Here is a 17,682-nt window from a genome sequence, read left to right as displayed (position 1 = left end):
TGGTGTTTGGTCATTTGTTGATAACGAAGCCGGACTGTGTTAAGTCCCGATTTAATAGGTGGGTTCATCATCTCAGTCATTGCTTTAATACTGTCAGTCTTAATTTTCAGAAAATAACATAAGGGTTGGATTGGGGATGACTATACATTGGAAGTATAACAACGCGGGAGAGATCACATAAATTTATGTGAATGGGGCAGATAAGTATTATCAAGCGGTCCGGATCGTCGAACGTTTACTAGACCGCAAGGCTACTGCTGAGCTGCAGACGAATAAAAGCCTGACACGTTGTGTGATAAAACTCTATAATTAAAAAAGACCCTCACTAACTTTTAGTAGTGGGGCTCTTTCATAATTTATTAGTCCGATTATTTAGTTAATGCAAAGAATAAGAATAAATTGTAGCCCGAGCCCATACCTGTAGCAGTTACTGTAGCTTCGGAGTTACCTCTAGGACCCGAAATATTTGTATCAGGATACCAACTCACGTATCCCCAGCCTGTATTATAACTAAATGTATTTGAAGTTGGAGTATATCTGAGCACCTTTTCAACTCCCAACCCTGTACCATCAGTTACTGCCGCGGTTCTATTACTAACAAGCATTAATGAATTTTCTGGCGTCCAAGAACCAGTAAATTTTGTGATTTGAATATCTTGCTTGTTATTACGATGGTTATAAGTTATATCTATTCTTGCTTTCACATTATTCTCTGCTTTACCACCTCCCCCTTCATCAAAAGTGCTTATCGTATCATTATCAGATGGTAGTGAAACTGTAACTTCATAACTTTCAGTAACAGATGTTACGGCATCGGAATTTTGAGTTCTCAATAATTCATTAGAATTATCTTGAGTTGAAATTTGTTTTACATCTTTAAGTTCAACATCAACTTTGTTTCCATTTTCGTCAGTTACTAAAGTACTGAATTCAATTTGAGGCGGGGATGGAGTACCAGCTGGTGTTGCGGTTGTAATCGCTGGTTTTGCAGTAACCCCAAAAATTAATCCTAAAGACAGAGCAAGCAATCCTAATTTCTTCTTCACTTATTAATCCTCCTTTTTTATATTATTATAAAATATACCATAATAATCAATTAAATTCCAATATTAGTCTAATTCTTCTTTGGCAAAGCTGACATTATAGAGAATCCTAAGATTATACTAGCCACAATCACTAAATAGTCATTAACAATAATATATTGATATATAGAATCATTTAACCATCCAAATGAGGCCCATACATAACTTAAAGAAGCAATAAGAGCCGGTAAAGTTATCACTAGGAAACCCGATGTGTCCTGTTGTTTTGTTGGACTCAATTGTCCTCTAATCATTAATCCAAGAACGACACCAATGCCTCCGAAAAAAACAATTGGTATAATTGTTATCAAAAAAGGACTAACATCAAATCTCGTTCTGGCTTGCGTAAGTTGGTTATTGAGTAACAGAGATCCAACTGCGAATAAAACAATAATTAAAACAAGATAAATCAAATTTTTGAAAATTCCATTTGCTTTAGTTTCCATTTAAGTATTCCCCTTTCTTCTGTCGGATATCCTAACTTTAACATTTGTGGGATTTAAAATCCATAATAATAATAATAAAAGGACTCTTCCAGCGTTATGCCAGTGAAGTCATTTTTACCGATGCTATCGTATTTGTTCCTATATCACCACAATTATCCTTTTTGTTCCGATAGTCCGAGATAATGAACCCATCGAAGTTTCAGGATCTACATGAATAACAGATACCAGGCTATTGCCTATAAAAGCAGTATACGTCAGTGGTGGGTTGAAATCTTTTGCTGGAAGTCTGTGGTGCCAGAGGGCCAAAGTCATTCATAGATGTCGCGGAATAAATAACCGGTTCAGTTGCTAACGTTCCTCTTACAATAGTAATTGTGATACCATCCGATATAACACTTTCAAATTGTTCTTTAATCGCTATAAAAAATGCACCCCCTAGAATTTCATTGGCTAAACCCAGAGGTTTTTCCTATGACTATTCTAAGTGGTGCACTTCAGGGGCAAAAACGTTGATATATCAGATTTCTTGATCCGTTTTGATAGACTAAGCGTACATCATGTCCATAAAACCGCGAGTTACTTCTCCACCTTCGGCTGGTTCGGGCTGGTCTGCCTTTGCGTGTTCTGCCATGCAAGCCTTCACCGCTTCCTCTGTCGTACAACGATTGGCATCATCACATGTGTAGCATAATTGAAGCATATATCTGGTTAAATCGTCCGCCTGCGTGAATTGAGTCTGACCGTTGGTTCTCATCTTCATCACTCCTTCTCTTGTTGAGTTAAATATATCACCTTCTAACAGTTTTATTTGTGATTTATTTCACAAATTAAACAAAAAAGAAAAGGAACCTTTCGGCTCCTCACTTTCCCTATATCTAATCACATCTAAAATACGCTACATTTAAAGCACTTTCCAATGTACACCGCCGTCCACTGTTTGCAGTAACAACGATCTTTTGGCATCGGTATTTTCAACCAATATCCAACCCAGCTTGGAGGTAATCATCTGAATTTTCACGATCTCCGGATAGTCTTCAAGAATTTTCTCCAGTACACTGCTCGCAGGAAGAGCGCTCCATGTTTTGCCCGCATCCTTGGTGTGGTAGGTTATGCCCTTTTGCATCGCCCAACCTTCTACAGCGTTCAGAAATACCGGTGAAAGGTTACGATTCGGACCCGTTTGTTTATTCAAAGTAAAATTGGATACCTTCCAGCTCTTTCCACCATCTGTAGTGAAAAAACCATTAAATGTCGTGCTCTCCCCTTGAGAACAGGACATTGACATCCAGGCTGACTGTGCTTCACGTCCAAAAAATTGGGGTGAACTGACACTAAAATTACCACACCCGTTGAATTTGTTTCGATCAAAGAAAGATGGCCCTTTATCCCAGTTCTCTCCACCGTCTGACGTTACGTACATCTTCGGTGTGCCGAACTCAATCGCTGTCAAGAAACCATGCTTCGGATCGGAGAAGGTCATACCTGTTGTGTATCCACGTTGAGAAATCTCATCTGCTTTCGATGTACCATCCCCATCACTCGATGACATCCGGTTCCAAGTGATTCCACCATCTTCGGTAAAGTAAAGTTTCTTGTCCTGCTTACCAATAGCGGTATCCACCGTGGTGAGAATCCATCCTTTTTCAGGAGATACAAAGGAGATCGCAGTCACTTTATCCGTCTTGGACAGCGATGATAGACTCCAACTTACCCCTCCATTGTTGGTACGAAGCACCATGGTGTCTGTTCCACCCATGCCTTCGCGAACAATCCAACCGTGCGTACGATCTACAAAATAAATGCTTTGTCCATATTGAGGGTTAGCCGGAAACTGTACATTTTCCGAAGGTGAAATATTGGTCCAGGTCTTTCCTTGATCCTGTGTATAATACAGACGCAGCGCATTACGCGTCACCCCCCATGCCAACCCTCCATTGTCATTAAGCAACTGGAAATCGGTCAAACGGGTCTGTATTTGATACTTGGCCATATCCGCAGATTCTGTACTGTTGACAGGGGGAACGACAGTTAATGTCTGCCCTGTATTCCCGGCATCCTCCTGCTGCTGTGGAGGTTCTGCTTCCGGAGGTTGATCTGAGTCGGTGCATGCAGCCAGTAAGGCTGCTATACCTATAGACAGCAATGCTGTCTGCGCGATTTTGATCCATTGCAAACGCAAGTGGGTTCCACCTCTCTCATCCAATATACAGGCGCGCATGCCTGTCCTATGGCGTTATATTTACGATTCATCAGAATCCACTGCTCCTATTCTACCACAAACCTTGCGTAAAAGGCTCATTGCCCCCTCTAGGGCTGCCCTACTCCCTCTTTTTAACTGAAGCTCTGGGCTAGGTGTTGCACATGTATTATCATTAATTTTATCCTAAACTGTTTTTCGACGGAATAATTGGTAAAAAGACATATAATGTGAACTATTTTATAGACAACACTCGCTTTCTATTCTGTAATCCCTTAATATGGATGGGAGTATAACCCAAAAGGAGTGGATATGAACATGACAAATAGTGCAGCATTGAAACCAAGTCGTGTCGTGATTGTAGGCATGGGTGCGGTGGGAACAACAACGGGATACACGCTAATGTTGAGACAGCGTTCGTCCGAGTTGGTATTTGTGGATGTGAATCATGATAAGGCAACCGGCGAAATGCTGGATATGAACCACGGTCTTCCGTTTACGGGAGGCGTGAAAGTATGGGCTGGCGATTATTCCGACTGCAAAGATGCAGATATCATTATTATTACAGCAGGTGCCTCCCAGAAACCAGGCGAAACCCGGATTGATCTGCTGAAGAAAAATGCAAGCATTTTCAAAGAAATTATTGAGCGTATTACTGAAGTGAATTCTCATGGTATTTTGTTAATTGCAACGAATCCTGTAGATATTTTGTCCTATACTTCATGGAAACAAAGCGGATGGCCTGCTTCCCGTGTCATCGGTTCAGGCACATTGCTCGATAGCGCACGTTTCCGTTACCTCATTGGTAAGAATAAAGGGATCGACCCACGTAGTATTCACGCCCACATTATTGGTGAGCATGGTGATTCCGAAGTACCGGTATGGAGCCTGGCTAACGTTGCAGGAACAGATCTGGAATTGGATGAAGAAACACAGCAGGATATCTTCGACCGTACCAAAAATGCAGCGTATGAGATTATTAATGCCAAAGGGGCCACTTCCTATGCAATCGCCCTTGCTCTGGACCGCATTGTAGCTGCAATTCTCGGCAACGAAGGCTCCGTTCTGAACGTGTCCACGTTACTTGAAGATTACAATGGCGTATCGGATGTATATCTGGGTGTTCCATGTGTTGTTGATCGCAACGGTGTGCGCGAGATCCTTCCTCTTCCGTTGAATGAAACCGAGAAAGTGGCTTTCCAGGCTTCTGCTAACAAATTAAAAGAACAGATCGCTGGATTGGAGTAATCCGGCCATAGAACACGCAATCTTTTATGTTATGAACGATTCAGCGCATTAAACGTTATGAACTATAAAATACACGTTATTGCCCAAAGGGCCATTTGTTTCTTCCGGAGAGAAGATTCAAATGGTTCTTTGCTTTGATTTCAATGATAAAAATGACTACTTCAGATACTAATTTTTTAATATAGTTTACATAATATTAATTATGTTATAATATTCACCATCTAAATGAACACAAAAAAGCCTGTCACTTGGACAGACTCTTATTTTGGATTACATATTGGCTTTCTTAGTTTTAATATATGGGGAGTTTAACGTCAAGCAGAGCCATAGCCTCTTCTTTCTCCCTACTGGTGACATGTGTATAGACAGTTGTCGTTTGAATCGATGCGTGACCGAGCAGCTCCTGCACCGTTCGCAAGTCGGCTCCACGCCGTAACATCATGGTCGCGAAGGAGTGACGCAACTTATGACTGGAGTAGTTTTGACGCTGATTGGCTGGTGATTCCTGCTGGAAGCGTTCAAAGGTTTCCGTAGATATGAGCTGAATGCTGCGAATCGACAGTCTCTTTCCTTTTTGCGAGACAAACAATGCTTCTTCTTTCGGTCGCCAAGGTTCCAAACGCTCAGCCATAGCTTGAGACAATACGTTTGCCACAGTCTCCGGTACAGGTAGCGAGCGCCATTTACGACCTTTACCAAATACATCCAATGTACGCCGCTGTGCATTATAGTCTTTGCAATCCAAAGCATGCACTTCTCCAACCCGTAATCCCATATACCCCATCAGCAGAAAAACAGCCAGATTGCGTGTGCGATACTTGCCTTCTACCGACTCCAGAAAACGTGTCAAACCACTTTCATCCAGGAAAACGGGCGCACGGTTTTTCTCGGTTTTGGATTTCTTAATCCCAAAAGCCGGATTGTTCGTTAACAATTCGAGTTCAATGAGGGACTTGTAAAAGCAGTTCACCGCTGCATGTTTGCGATTTCTCGTGGCATCACTAACCCCACGCTCCCGGGCACGGGACAGAAAAGACAGCACATGCAGCTTTTTGACCTGCTCCAGTGACTTTCCTTGAATGGAGATTAGGAATTCCACCACGTCACCCGTGTATGATTTTACCGTATGGCCTGTATATCCGGCGTCCTTCATCCATATGTGAAAAGCTTCTAGCTCGTCCGCATATTGCTCCTGGATCTCCTCAGTCATCATCTGTCTACGTCACCTCGATTCGGTTAAAATTGACTAAGCTGACCAGAGACCCTACTCTTCTTCCACAATGACAACATCAATCAGCGGAATGATCGCTTCCGGTTTGCCTTGACTGCGCGTAAGTACAAATGACGGCAATGGATTCTCGTGTAACCCCTTCACGGATTCACAGATCTGAATATACAGATCCATCTGCAACGTCTCGCCTTCCCCTGCAACATCGATGACAGGCCAATCGTTCTGGACACAGGCAGGCCAGTAAGCCAGTTCATTCGCCGGTACAATACTTAATTGCTGAATTGACGGATCAATACGGTAGAACCCTTGCCGTTCAGGTTCATCCCCCAGCTTGTCTACAGCGAGCATTCGAGCGGATGTCTTGTCTGGTGCAGAATAGAGTGAATAACACCAGGGCGTCACGCCCCATGCCATCGCAATCAAGCCTTCTTCCAGCAACGTATCTGACAGTTCCCCTTCCGCAAATTGTTCAATCAAATTATGGTTACCCGGTCCAATCAGTTCATCTACACGTTCAGCGAGTCGAGGCAGGTCAGCGAGAATGAAGCCGCCTCTGCCATAGGAGTCAAATACATGATGGTTTCTGCTCCACACTGCTTGAGATGGTGAATTCAACGACGCTGCTTCTGCCGGGAAAAGCGATATAAATACGGTAATCACCTGCGCGTACTTAACCATGGCAATCTGTTCAGGTTCGAGCGCACCTTCAGCAATACGAGGTGTTTTCATATGCAGGGAGATTCGAAGTTCGTATTCCCCTTCTGCAAATGCGGACCAACCAAAATCAACAGAATGTTCAACGCCTTCAATAGAAGCAATGGAGATCATGCTATCCGGTTTTAGAGTAACAGCATATTGCACATATGTTAACTCCTGACCATAGATGATATTGGCATCCTGACGATGGACGGGTGAATCCAACGGTTGTGCAATGACCGATACTTTACGTCCATCCTTCAGAAGGCGCTGCGGATCAATATCCAACTGGAAGGTTTGTGAATCCTCTAAATGTGAAACAAGCAATTGTGCATCTGCAAGTACGGCTGAGTCAGCCAGGGCAAATCCAAAAGCTGCATTTTGATGATCCGAATTCGTATGTAATGGTGTGTTCATGATACATCCCCTCTCTTCTGTCTGATGGCATGTCACATCCCCAAATATATTTCATATTTGACTTAGCCGCAACCCCGACCTCTCGATTAAGTTCGCCACGCCTCTTATTACTTACCCATATATGAAGAAAATTCCAACCTTCTCCTGATGTTATCTCCCTTTGTCCTGCTATATAAAAAAAATCCCCATCCCGATTCGCCTAAGCGATACGAAATGAGGAAAATAGAAGATATTTCTCGGTTGAAGTTATTCTCGGCTTGTCTACTTATCCTTCGATCTGAAAGCATTGGAGATCCGGCGTGACGGATTCAGATGACTATGATGGCGTCCATACGCAAAGTAGATAATCAACCCGATGATCAACCATGCAAAAAACGTAATCCATGTCAGAGCCGCAAGGCGTGTCATCAAGTAGACACAACCCAAGGCACTCAGAATGGGAATCAGCGGCACCAGCGGAACGCGGAAGCCTCGTTTGAGATTCGGGTTATTTTTACGCAACACGATAATACCCAGACTTACGACTGCAAAAGCAAACAACGTTCCGATGTTCGTAAGTTCTGCCAAGTGTCCCAGCGAGATGAACCCGGAGAACAGAGCCACGATAATGCCTGCAACCCAAGTCCCTACGGCTGGTGTCTGACTTTTGCCACTAACTTTGGAGAAAACGGGAGACAGCAGTCCATCACGAGACATGGAATAGAGCAGTCGTGTCTGGCCATACATCATGACCAGCAATACTGTCGTAATGCCCGCAATCGCTCCCAGAGATACAATCCAGGATAATCCCTTTAATTGAACAAATTCAAATGCAAACGCCACCGGATCACTTACATTCAACATGTTATACGGCACGATCCCTGTGAGAATCAATGATACAACGATGTAGAGAACGGTACAGATCGCCAGTGACGCAATAATTCCAATCGGCAAATCCCGTTGTGGCCGCTTAACCTCTTCTGCAGCTGTGGAGACCGCATCAAATCCGATATAAGCAAAGAATACGGTTGCTGCTCCCGCAGTTACGCCTGAGATACCAAAGGGCAAGAATGGCTGCCAGTTGGTTGGCTCTACATAGAAGACACCCACACCAATAAAGATCAATACCACGATAATTTTAATCGCAACCATGATGCCGTTCGCACGAGCCGCCTCCTTCACCCCTCGGGTTAGCAGGAAGGTAATAATTAACGTAATGACCGCAGCCGTGATATCAAAATAGGTTCCTTTTTCCGGGCTGAACGCACTCGTCAGTGCATGTGGTAACTCCAATCCAAATCCGGACAATAACGTCTGGAAATATCCAGACCATCCGCTGGCTACCGCCGCACTTGCGAATCCATACTCCAATATCAGATCCCATCCCAGAATCCAGGCAATCACTTCACCAAAAGCCGTATAACTATACGTGTACGCACTACCCGATGCCGGTATGCTTGAGGCAAACTCCGAGTAACACAATGCAGCGAAGGCACATATGATACCTGCCAGCAAGAATGACAGTACAAGACCCGGGCCAGCATACGTTGCGGCAGCTACACCGGTCAGCACAAAAATCCCGGTACCAATAATGGCACCCACCCCAAGGGTGGTTAAGTCCAAGGGGCCGAGCGCCCGTTTTAATGCACTGCTGTTATCTCCCTCCGAAGCAATTGGTTTTTTACGAAATAATGAAGATCGATGTTCGTTCTCATGCATAGTCATGTTCCTCTCGTCATGAATCTTGAATGTGCTATGGATGCAGCAGAGATTAAATGGTTTCCCATCTGTTCTATGAAAAAGTCATTTGTTCTATCTTATCGATCATCTATAAAAACCTATCGAATTCTACACGTTATCGCGTTGCTTGGTTAAATTTATTTTTAGAGATCTCTTATTTTGTTCTTTTTTCGCGAAAATTATCATGAACTATTGCACGGGGTTGAATATGAAAATCGATTTAAAACAAAACTGCGTATAATTTATATTATGCGCAGTTTTTATGAGCCTTATTTTGTATGAATAACAACCAATACCCTCTGTTATATGAAGTTACGAGAATGAGAGCCTTTTTCGTCTTTTTCCGCTGTCTCTTCCTCCGTTATCCTGTCTAATTCGACGATATGCAAGCATGTAAAAGAGCCACATCGCATGATATGGCTCTTCCTTTCCTCTTTGTACAGCTAGAGGTGTATATGAAAATACGAAGTAACTATTTCTTGGCTTTTATGAAAAAGCGAATTAGGAAAAAGCAATTCTCTCTGCGTCCGACATCCGGTACTGGGATAACAAATATTCTTGGCTCTGCATCGCGGTATGACGAATGGTATCCAAATCAACATGGAGCAGCTTACCCTCTCGCTTCACGAGTTTACCTGCTACAAAGACCGTATCCACATTGGATGGATTGGCGAACTGAACGACAGCGCCGATTGGATCATGGACGGGGAACAGATTCAGATCCGTAGTGCGAATCATGATCAGATCTGCTTCCTTTCCTGGGGTCAATGTACCGACCTTCTGCTCTAATCCCAATGCTTGTGCACCAGCCGAAGTTGCAAATCTCAGTACTTGGCTGGACTGCAAGTTCAATTCACCTGGCATCTCACCCTGCTGCAGAAGTTGTTCGTTGGCTCTGGATCGTTCAGCCTGAAGTGCAAACTTCATCTGCGAGAACATATCTCCGCCTGTAGACGTGACAACATCTACACCAAGTGTAGGGGTTCCCCCATGTTCGAGGAAATATCCAGTTGCCGGATATCCATGACCCATCATCATTTCAACCTCAGGTGTGACCGACAGGGAAGCTCCGCTATCCGCTAACATTTTATATTCATCCATACCCATGGTGTTGCCATGAACAATATTTACTCGAGGACTTAACAATCCCGCTTCATACATGTGACTAATCGAGCGATCTACCGATCCCCAGCTGCCAAATCCGGCGTGCATGGAACAGATGGCATCCAGTTCTTGGGCCAGCTCGATCTCTTTTACGGTTGTATCCCAGTGACTGAACTCTGGACCCCGAATGGCAAGCCCATAAGTAAGCAATTGATCCCGTGATGAAAAATAACGTTCTTTGACTCTTCGCACATCGTTTGAATATGTCAGTTGACTATCCCGGTTCCAGTAGTTCGTCTCACCAGGAACTCCGTGAGCAAATACTGCCCGAATCCCCGCATCCTGAAGACCACGAATCAGTTCATCCGTATGGTCTGAGGAATACGGCATGCTCCAATCCAACACTGTCGTAACACCTGCATTAAGCGCTTCCAAGGAACCGAGCAGGTTAGCAATATAACTATCCTGTGGGCGGAGCTTGCTTCCCATCGCACCATAATAGAGATTCTGCAAATAAACGGGCAATGACCAATTGGTTCCCGCTGTTTTGACCAGAGATTCCCACATATGCCGATGTGTATCCACCAGCCCAGGCATAATAATCATGGATGAAGCATCGATGACCTCCACATCCGGAATCTCCAGATCGGGTTGAATCGCCATGATTAATGAATCCTGAATCAGAACGTCCGCCCTTTTATACTGTCCAATCCGTGCATCCATCGACAACACGCAGCCATTTTTCAACAGATAACTTGTCTTCACAAGACACATCTCCCATCTATTTTGGTTTGAAAGACGATCACATCCTGCATACGAACCCGTACTGCTTCTGACTATTATTTCGCTAGTATATATACATTATATAGCTGTTGTTAATATTTTTCAATTTTGGGTTTTGCGTTTGGCTCGAAATCTTCTGACCTTCATCAGGTTGCCGCACATCTTATCATCACAGTACTTCTGAGTTCTGCTTCGGGTATCATCATAGAACATCCAGCGGCAATCCGAATTATCGCAGATCCGAATCCTGCCCCCTTCTCCCTCCACCAACGTTGTTGCAAAGTCAGCAGCTACCTCAGCCATAACCTGTTGCCAATGAGCTTCTACAGCTATTAGTTGGAGTTTCAGTCCCTGATCAATTGTAGTCAATGTTCTTTTTACATGCCCTGCCTCCATAACACCATTCAGCCATTGTTTTTCTTCATCCGTTAATGATGCTCCAGAAGACAAGCGGGCTCCAAGAGCCAACAAATCATTCCTGAAGTTTCTCATCAACAACTCATCTTCTGGAGATGCAGGGACAGAAGCCTGAAGTTGCCATCGATCCAAAAATTCTTGCTGCCAGTTCGCCTTCCCTAGCCTGTCCTCCGATCGATCTCCCCCACGCCAATCGTGATAATCGCTGTTTACAAAATCAGTCCAAAGTCTGTCCATGTCTACCTCCGTTTAGTGTAACTATCTTATTCCGATAAAGGTGGTTACACTCTGTCTTTGATGTGTTATATTAAGTGTAACCTCATTAATCAGTTTTAGCTAGTTACATCATACAACACAATAATACTCAAGGAGGAAACGGCAATGACGAAAACAACAGCATTAGATGTGTTACTGATTCAAAAGGATGATACCTGGGATCAATGTAATTGGATTGTACCTTTGTCGAAGTCCTTGGAAGGACTTACAGCAGAGCAAGCAGCCTGGATTCCACCCTCAGGAGGATTAAGCATCTGGCAGTTGGTTAACCATATGTATTATTACAATCATCGCTTATTATGTCGCATGCAAGGTAAAGAGCCTACCCTTCCTGCTGTAGACTCCAATGAATACACGTTTGGCAATCCTGGGGATGCAACGGATGAAGCCGGATGGAATACACTGATGAAGAGTACAACTCGATTAGCCCAACAGTTGCGAGATCAATTGGCTGCACTTGAAGAGTCAGATCTTGAAGCTGCTTATATGGAATCTGAAGAGAAATGGGCACACGAACTTGCCCGCTGGATACTTCACGATGCCTATCACGCAGGACAGATTGTGCTCCTTCGCAGACAGCAAGGAAGCTGGAAAATCGTTTTCTAAAAAAAATGCTTGAACTGCTAGCGCTTACAGGAATAAGATGAACTTATTAATGTTACAGCTTGTTCAACACACTATATAATTGAATAGGATCTTCGGGGTAGGGTGCAATTCCCAACCGGCGGTGATGTTCTTCGGAACCAGCCCGCGACTCGCTATTTGTTCTTAACAAAGGACATTTAGCGACTGACTTGGTGTGAATCCAAGGCCGACGGTACAGTCCGGATGAGAGAAGATCAACACATTGACATGCCGTTCACGGGAAGGCCTCTTTCCTGACGCATGTCCTTGGATGAGCCCCCGTTTATTTGGTATATACCAAAACGGGGGCTTTTGTCGATTTTGCCAACTGAAGATTCCGTGTTCTGACGAAGGAGTCCTGAATATGGAAAAGACATCAGCAGCATCACCTGTTTACCGCAAGGAACGAAGTAATACCGGATTCTGGCTTGTAGTTCTCGGCGCCGCCTTATGGGGGGTCGACCCACTCTTCCGCATTATTTTGCTAAATACGATGACATCCACGCAGATTGTACTGGTGGAACATATCATCGTCAGTCTAATCGCCATTCCTGTGCTGTGGAAATTCCGGGCTGATCTGAAAAACCTGCGTGCTCGCCACTGGATTGCCGTGATCTTTATCTCATGGGGAGGTTCAGCTCTCGCAACGGTGTTGTTCACCATGGCACTTACTCATAATGATCCGAACACGGTTCTTTTATTGCAAAAAATGCAACCACTCTTCGCTATCGTGCTGGCTAAGCTGTTATTGAAAGAGACGTTACCACGTCGCTTCGGTGGATTGTTCTTCATCGCATTAGCAGGAACGTATCTGCTCACATTCGGCTTCACATTGCCATTAGGTAACTGGGACAACTGGATTCATGCTGGAAGCTTGTTATCCCTTGGGGCTGCTGCCTTATGGGGAGGTTCAACCGTTATGGGACGATTGATGCTGGGACAGGCGCGTTACGAAACCGTCACATCCCTTCGCTTTGTCGTTGCGCTCCCGCTCCTTATTTTTATGACGTGGAACGAAGGTGCAGCATGGACATTTCCGTCCGGAACGGGTGAACAGACTGCTGTTATCCTCAATATTCTTGGTCAGGCATTGTTACCAGGTTTGCTAAGTCTTCTGCTGTATTACAAAGGTCTGTCGTCAACCAAAGCTTCTGTTGCAACACTCGCAGAGCTTAGCTTCCCGATGGCAGGTGTGTTGGTGAACTGGATTGCTTTCCGTACACTGATTACATGGGAGCAGTTACTTGGTTTCATCTTGATCTGGGTTGCCCTGTTTGCCATTTCCAAACAGCAAGAAAGATCATCCACTGTGGCCGATGCGGCACCAAAGCTGCGAACAGAGTAAGGTAATATCCGCATCACATATAGATTAATAATTATTAAATATTAAAATAAAGCCATTGTACATCGTATTAGATGAGCAATGGCTTTTTCATTTCCATTCCATTGATATGACTAGATCATTTTCTCAATTAGTAATACGAGCTACTAACCCCGTGTTTTATTTCGATATCGCAAATGATATCGAAACTCCTCCCCTCTTTTCCCTTCAACCTCATATCGAATATGCAAATCATTGCACTATGTCTCTTCTATGTTTTGTCTTTTGTCCAATCCGGTGGTACGATGACATATGGAATAAACAGATGAATTATATTCAGAGAGGAACGATCAACATGTCTTCATTCTCATATACCTCTTACGACGCCGTAGGTTTGGCTGAACTGATTCGATCCCGGGAAGTTTCCCCGGTTGAATTGTTGGAAGCGGCGTTTGCACGGCTTGAAGAAGTAAATCCGCAACTTAATGCGGTTATTCGTACATATGAAAATCGCGCACGAGAGGAAGCCAGTTTGGTTCGCCCTGGAGAACAACCTTTTGCCGGTGTGCCCCTGCTCCTGAAAGATATCTCGCAATCCTTGGAAGGTGAATTTCTGACTTCAGGCTCCCGTCTGTTCAGCGAGCATCGGGCATTACGCAATTCCAATTTTGTCACTCGACTCCGTGATGCGGGTTTTATCATCATAGGACATACGAACACGCCCGAGTTTGGCTTGAAAAATATTACGGAGCCCCGCCTTCATGGCCCAACTCGCAATCCCTGGAATATCAATCACTCGCCAGGTGGATCAAGCGGTGGTGCCGCTGCCGCTGTAGCTTCGGGTATTGTTCCCCTGGCTGGAGCCAGTGACGGAGGCGGTTCGATTCGTATCCCGGCTTCCTTTAGCGGATTGTTTGGATTGAAGCCAACGCGCGGGCGCACACCTGTAGGACCGGGAGTTGGTCGTCAATGGCAAGGCGCATCGATTGATTTTGCCCTCTCTCGCTCGGTTCGGGACAGTGCTGCATTGCTGGATACTTTACAAGTCATACAGCCTGAAGCTGCGTTTCATGCGCCGCTTTTTCCAGGCAGTTACTTGGCAGATATGAGCTATCCGCATCAACGCAAACTGAAAATTGCATACACAACGGATTCGCCTGTAGGTACACCCGTCAGTCCAGAAGCCAAGGAGTCTGTATTCAAGCTCGTTCGCTGGTTGGAGGGCCAAGGTCATCATGTTGAAGAAAAGCTGAGCCCAGTCAACGGCGTCAGATTGATGGAGAACTATTACATGATGAACAGTGGAGAGATGGCCGCGATGATCTCTTCCATGGAACGCTCCATGGGCCGGGCTCTGACCTCCGATGATATGGAGATTGAATCCTGGGTTCTGGCTGAAGCTGGCAAAAAGGTGTCCGCAGCAGAATTTGTACATAGTTTAGCTGAATGGGATGTAGCCGCAGCTCAGATGTCTATCTTGTTTGAGCGTTATGACTTCTACGTCACACCTGTTAATGCTTTTTCTGCGCCTAAGATTGGAGAATTAACACCTCACGACGAACAGATCCATAATCTGATGCGAATTAGTGAATTGGACAAGATCCAGCAGCAACAACTCATCTATGAAATGTTTGAGCCCAGTCTTACGTATACACCTTTCACCCAACTTGCGAATCTGACCGGCCAGCCTGCGATAAGTGTACCTCTGCATCTCACACCTGAAGGTTTGCCAATGGGTGTTCAAGTGATGGCAACCAAGGGACGTGAAGATTGGTTATTACATCTGGCTGCACAGCTTGAACAATCAGACCTCTGGATCGGGATGAAAGGTAATCCACTTTTCCCAGCATGAAAACTTCATCTGCTCCGCATACTGAAAACAAAAAGTAGCGGAGGAATGTGACGGATGAATACGAATCAGCGCCATAAACAGTCTTATCGTATCCCTGCCAAAACGGGATATGCTCTGAAAGTAAGCAAAGGTTCCTTACTACGCATAACAGATCTGGAGGGACAACAAGTTATTGATTTTGTGGCGTACGATGCTACAGATGCTAATCATCGCTTGGACCCCGGTGTGACCATGGACGTATTGCGTACTTACCGAATTAAACCGGGACAGTATGTGTATTCCAATCAATATCAACCAATACTCAAGATTGTTCGTGACACCGTTGGAGTACATGATTTCTTCAACTCCGCTTGTCGTCCAGAGATGTATGAGGTGTTATACGATAAAAAGGATCACGCCAGTTGTTACCACAATCTGAACACGGCACTGGAACCCTTTGAGATCTTACCACCGGATCAACACTATCCCTTTAATTTGTTTATGAAGTCCGTTGTAGACAGTGAAGGCAAGATTGATGTTGTAGCTCCCGATTCTCGTGCGGGGGATTATATCGAGATGGAGGCATTAATGGATCTCACGATTGGGCTCTCCGCTTGTCCTTGTGAAGAAAGCTCTTGCAACGGCTACAACTGTACACCAATTCAATTGGATGTGGAACTTTAGCAAAAAACAGGGCCTTGACGCTATGATATAAGTAGCTTGTTCTAATTCACTCCTTGCGGGAATACGATGACTTGTACCCATTTTCTGCGACGACTGGTACAATTCATCGAACCCGTTAAGGAGTGAACGTGTTTATGTCTGTACTGTTCAGTTATATTATCTTGGGAATATCCTTGTCCGCTCCAATCGGTCCGATTAACGCCGCCCAGCTCGACCGTGGAGCCCGACATGGATTCATGCATGCCTGGATTTTGGGGCTCGGCGCCATGTTTGCGGATTTGGTGTATATGCTGCTGATTTATTTTGGGGTTGCCCATTTTCTGGATACGCCGTTCATGCGCTCTTTTCTCTGGTCATTTGGCAGTTTTATTCTGATTTATACAGGAGTGGAAACGCTCTCGAAGCTGAAACAGGGAGTTCAAGGCACATCTACAGCGGAAGCAACTGTTCGAAAATCATTTATTTCCGGCTTTTTGATGGCCCTGTCCAATCCACTGAATATTTTGTTTTGGCTTGGGATCTACGGCTCCATTCTTGCGACGACTGTGAAACATACGGATACCGCTCATTTGTTGCTCTACAGTTCAGGCATATTCATTGGTATCCTGGTGTGGGATGTCATCATGGCTGGCATGGCCAGCCGATTCCACAAACATAGTAGTGAGAATGTATTGCGCTGGATCTCCATCATTTCAGGAATCTGCCTGATCGGATTTGGTTTATATTTCGGTTACGAAGCCGTGCGTTCCATTTTTTTCTGACAATAAAAATCAGGCTGGACAGTCACCCAACTTCCCCCACATTAATACTGTAACGGTATCATGTGGAATGGAGTTGGGTATTCATGGCGGAGCTGTATAGTGCCGACGAAATAAATAATTTATATGAGCGTCTTCCATCTTGGCAGCAGGACGCTTATTCGCAATTTGCCAAGATGATCGCCGATGAACATAATACGTATCCGTGTGTACCTGGACGAATGGGATTTCTGTCAGGACATTTGAGATACGGCTTTACGTGTGACCCTCGTTCAGAACAGGCTGCTGTAGATATGGCCGATCTGCTCAGACAGTATGGCCCTCTTTCCAGAGATACTGGTCAATACGCTTCGATGGTTGTGATCTGTGATACGCCAAGTGATCTGAAAGAGCATACAACGGTAGAGCAATATCAGACGTTATTCTGGCAAATGCTTAATCGGGTAAGTTCACACGATACCGAGCCGTGGCCTGAACATATTTCAACTGATCCTCATGATTCATCATGGGAGTTTTGCTTTGGCGGAGAGCCATATTTTTGTTTCTGTGCGACTCCAGCACATGAACTCCGAGCCAGCCGACATTTTCCATATCTCATGTTTGCCTTTCAGCCACGTTGGGTATTCGAATCCATCAATGACAACACCCCTCTTGGCCGTAAAATGAAAACCTTGATTCGCAAACGTCTCGCTGCGTATGATGCTGTACCTGCTCACCCTTCACTGATGTGGTATGGTCAGCAGGATAATCTGGAATGGAAACAGTATTTCTTGCCTGATGATGAGCAGACACCTTCCAAATGTCCATTCATGCGGATGAAGCAAGCTTTAGGTAAGTTCACGAAATAA

16 protein-coding genes and 1 riboswitch are annotated in these 17,682 nt (G+C 44.6%); of the genes, 7 read left to right on the top strand and 9 right to left on the bottom strand.

From position 1 onward, the window contains the following. Positions 1-368: 368 nt before the first annotated feature. The 4 genes from MKY73_RS12780 to MKY73_RS12765 all read right to left on the bottom strand — a co-directional run bounded on the left by MKY73_RS12780 (position 369) and on the right by MKY73_RS12765 (position 3,707). Complete coding sequence (locus MKY73_RS12780) at positions 369-1,046, bottom strand: hypothetical protein (RefSeq protein ID WP_339307860.1); 678 nt, start codon at positions 1,044-1,046, stop codon at positions 369-371. A 68-nt stretch (positions 1,047-1,114) separates the two neighbouring features. Further along, positions 1,115-1,528 carry a hypothetical protein gene (locus MKY73_RS12775; protein ID WP_339307858.1) on the bottom strand — a complete coding sequence of 138 codons (414 nt, stop codon included), beginning with the start codon at positions 1,526-1,528 and terminating at the stop codon, positions 1,115-1,117. A gap of 544 nt (positions 1,529-2,072) precedes the next feature. Beyond that, complete coding sequence (locus tag MKY73_RS12770) at positions 2,073-2,282, bottom strand: hypothetical protein (RefSeq protein WP_339234377.1); 210 nt, start codon at positions 2,280-2,282, stop codon at positions 2,073-2,075. Positions 2,283-2,429: 147 nt separating this feature from the next. Further along, on the bottom strand, positions 2,430-3,707 hold the full coding sequence (locus MKY73_RS12765; RefSeq protein ID WP_339307856.1) for a YCF48-related protein: 1,278 nt from the start codon (positions 3,705-3,707) through the stop codon (positions 2,430-2,432). Positions 3,708-4,043: 336 nt separating this feature from the next. On the opposite strand from MKY73_RS12765, the gene MKY73_RS12760 reads away from it, so the two are divergent. After that, entirely contained in the window at positions 4,044-4,973 is a 930-nt protein-coding gene (locus MKY73_RS12760) for an L-lactate dehydrogenase (RefSeq protein ID WP_253437053.1), read from the top strand. A 292-nt stretch (positions 4,974-5,265) separates the two neighbouring features. On the opposite strand, the gene MKY73_RS12755 is transcribed toward MKY73_RS12760, so the two are convergent. The 5 genes from MKY73_RS12755 to MKY73_RS12735 form a co-directional block, all read right to left on the bottom strand. Then, complete coding sequence (locus tag MKY73_RS12755; protein WP_339307854.1) at positions 5,266-6,186, bottom strand: tyrosine-type recombinase/integrase; 921 nt, start codon at positions 6,184-6,186, stop codon at positions 5,266-5,268. A gap of 51 nt (positions 6,187-6,237) precedes the next feature. Next, complete coding sequence (locus MKY73_RS12750; RefSeq protein WP_339307852.1) at positions 6,238-7,317, bottom strand: hypothetical protein; 1,080 nt, start codon at positions 7,315-7,317, stop codon at positions 6,238-6,240. Between the two features lie 261 nt (positions 7,318-7,578). Further along, the gene (locus tag MKY73_RS12745) at positions 7,579-9,015 is read right to left on the bottom strand and encodes an amino acid permease (protein WP_339307850.1); all 1,437 of its coding nucleotides are present in this window, start codon (positions 9,013-9,015) and stop codon (positions 7,579-7,581) included. A 522-nt stretch (positions 9,016-9,537) separates the two neighbouring features. Then, complete coding sequence (locus MKY73_RS12740; protein WP_339307849.1) at positions 9,538-10,914, bottom strand: amidohydrolase family protein; 1,377 nt, start codon at positions 10,912-10,914, stop codon at positions 9,538-9,540. Between the two features lie 111 nt (positions 10,915-11,025). Further along, positions 11,026-11,577 carry a CGNR zinc finger domain-containing protein gene (locus MKY73_RS12735; RefSeq protein ID WP_339307847.1) on the bottom strand — a complete coding sequence of 184 codons (552 nt, stop codon included), beginning with the start codon at positions 11,575-11,577 and terminating at the stop codon, positions 11,026-11,028. A 144-nt stretch (positions 11,578-11,721) separates the two neighbouring features. Between MKY73_RS12735 and MKY73_RS12730 the strand changes: the two genes are divergently transcribed. From MKY73_RS12730 to MKY73_RS12705, 6 genes are all read left to right on the top strand, one after another. After that, entirely contained in the window at positions 11,722-12,222 is a 501-nt protein-coding gene (locus MKY73_RS12730; protein ID WP_339307846.1) for a DinB family protein, read from the top strand. Between the two features lie 84 nt (positions 12,223-12,306). Further along, a riboswitch (FMN riboswitch) is annotated at positions 12,307-12,460 on the top strand. A gap of 144 nt (positions 12,461-12,604) precedes the next feature. Further along, positions 12,605-13,585 carry a DMT family transporter gene (locus MKY73_RS12725; RefSeq protein WP_339307844.1) on the top strand — a complete coding sequence of 327 codons (981 nt, stop codon included), beginning with the start codon at positions 12,605-12,607 and terminating at the stop codon, positions 13,583-13,585. 331 nt (positions 13,586-13,916) lie between these two features. Then, positions 13,917-15,413 (top strand): amidase, encoded by a 1,497-nt coding sequence (locus MKY73_RS12720; RefSeq protein WP_339307842.1) that lies wholly within the window; start codon positions 13,917-13,919, stop codon positions 15,411-15,413. Positions 15,414-15,467: 54 nt separating this feature from the next. Continuing rightward, on the top strand, positions 15,468-16,076 hold the full coding sequence (locus MKY73_RS12715; protein WP_339307840.1) for an urea carboxylase-associated family protein: 609 nt from the start codon (positions 15,468-15,470) through the stop codon (positions 16,074-16,076). Positions 16,077-16,210: 134 nt separating this feature from the next. Next, positions 16,211-16,837 carry a LysE family translocator gene (locus tag MKY73_RS12710; protein ID WP_339307838.1) on the top strand — a complete coding sequence of 209 codons (627 nt, stop codon included), beginning with the start codon at positions 16,211-16,213 and terminating at the stop codon, positions 16,835-16,837. An 83-nt stretch (positions 16,838-16,920) separates the two neighbouring features. Next, entirely contained in the window at positions 16,921-17,682 is a 762-nt protein-coding gene (locus MKY73_RS12705) for a YqcI/YcgG family protein (RefSeq protein WP_339307836.1), read from the top strand.

The organism is Paenibacillus sp. FSL R5-0519 (assembly GCF_037974275.1).
In the GTDB taxonomy this organism is placed as follows: Bacteria; Bacillota; Bacilli; order Paenibacillales; family Paenibacillaceae; genus Paenibacillus.
This window is presented reverse-complemented; position numbering and strand designations above follow the sequence as displayed.

Excerpts from the sequence above, each read along its gene's own strand:
- MKY73_RS12775 (WP_339307858.1), bottom strand. The coding sequence starts at position 1,528 with ATGGAAACTAAAGCAAATGGAATTTTCAAAAATTTGATTTATCTTGTT.
- MKY73_RS12770 (WP_339234377.1), bottom strand. The coding sequence starts at position 2,282 with ATGAGAACCAACGGTCAGACTCAATTCACGCAGGCGGACGATTTAACC.
- MKY73_RS12760 (WP_253437053.1), top strand. The coding sequence starts at position 4,044 with ATGACAAATAGTGCAGCATTGAAACCAAGTCGTGTCGTGATTGTAGGC.
- MKY73_RS12755 (WP_339307854.1), bottom strand. The coding sequence starts at position 6,186 with ATGATGACTGAGGAGATCCAGGAGCAATATGCGGACGAGCTAGAAGCT.
- MKY73_RS12750 (WP_339307852.1), bottom strand. The coding sequence starts at position 7,317 with ATGAACACACCATTACATACGAATTCGGATCATCAAAATGCAGCTTTT.
- MKY73_RS12745 (WP_339307850.1), bottom strand. The coding sequence starts at position 9,015 with ATGCATGAGAACGAACATCGATCTTCATTATTTCGTAAAAAACCAATT.
- MKY73_RS12740 (WP_339307849.1), bottom strand. The coding sequence starts at position 10,914 with ATGTGTCTTGTGAAGACAAGTTATCTGTTGAAAAATGGCTGCGTGTTG.
- MKY73_RS12735 (WP_339307847.1), bottom strand. The coding sequence starts at position 11,577 with ATGGACAGACTTTGGACTGATTTTGTAAACAGCGATTATCACGATTGG.
- MKY73_RS12730 (WP_339307846.1), top strand. The coding sequence starts at position 11,722 with ATGACGAAAACAACAGCATTAGATGTGTTACTGATTCAAAAGGATGAT.
- MKY73_RS12725 (WP_339307844.1), top strand. The coding sequence starts at position 12,605 with ATGGAAAAGACATCAGCAGCATCACCTGTTTACCGCAAGGAACGAAGT.
- MKY73_RS12720 (WP_339307842.1), top strand. The coding sequence starts at position 13,917 with ATGTCTTCATTCTCATATACCTCTTACGACGCCGTAGGTTTGGCTGAA.
- MKY73_RS12715 (WP_339307840.1), top strand. The coding sequence starts at position 15,468 with ATGAATACGAATCAGCGCCATAAACAGTCTTATCGTATCCCTGCCAAA.
- MKY73_RS12710 (WP_339307838.1), top strand. The coding sequence starts at position 16,211 with ATGTCTGTACTGTTCAGTTATATTATCTTGGGAATATCCTTGTCCGCT.
- MKY73_RS12705 (WP_339307836.1), top strand. The coding sequence starts at position 16,921 with ATGGCGGAGCTGTATAGTGCCGACGAAATAAATAATTTATATGAGCGT.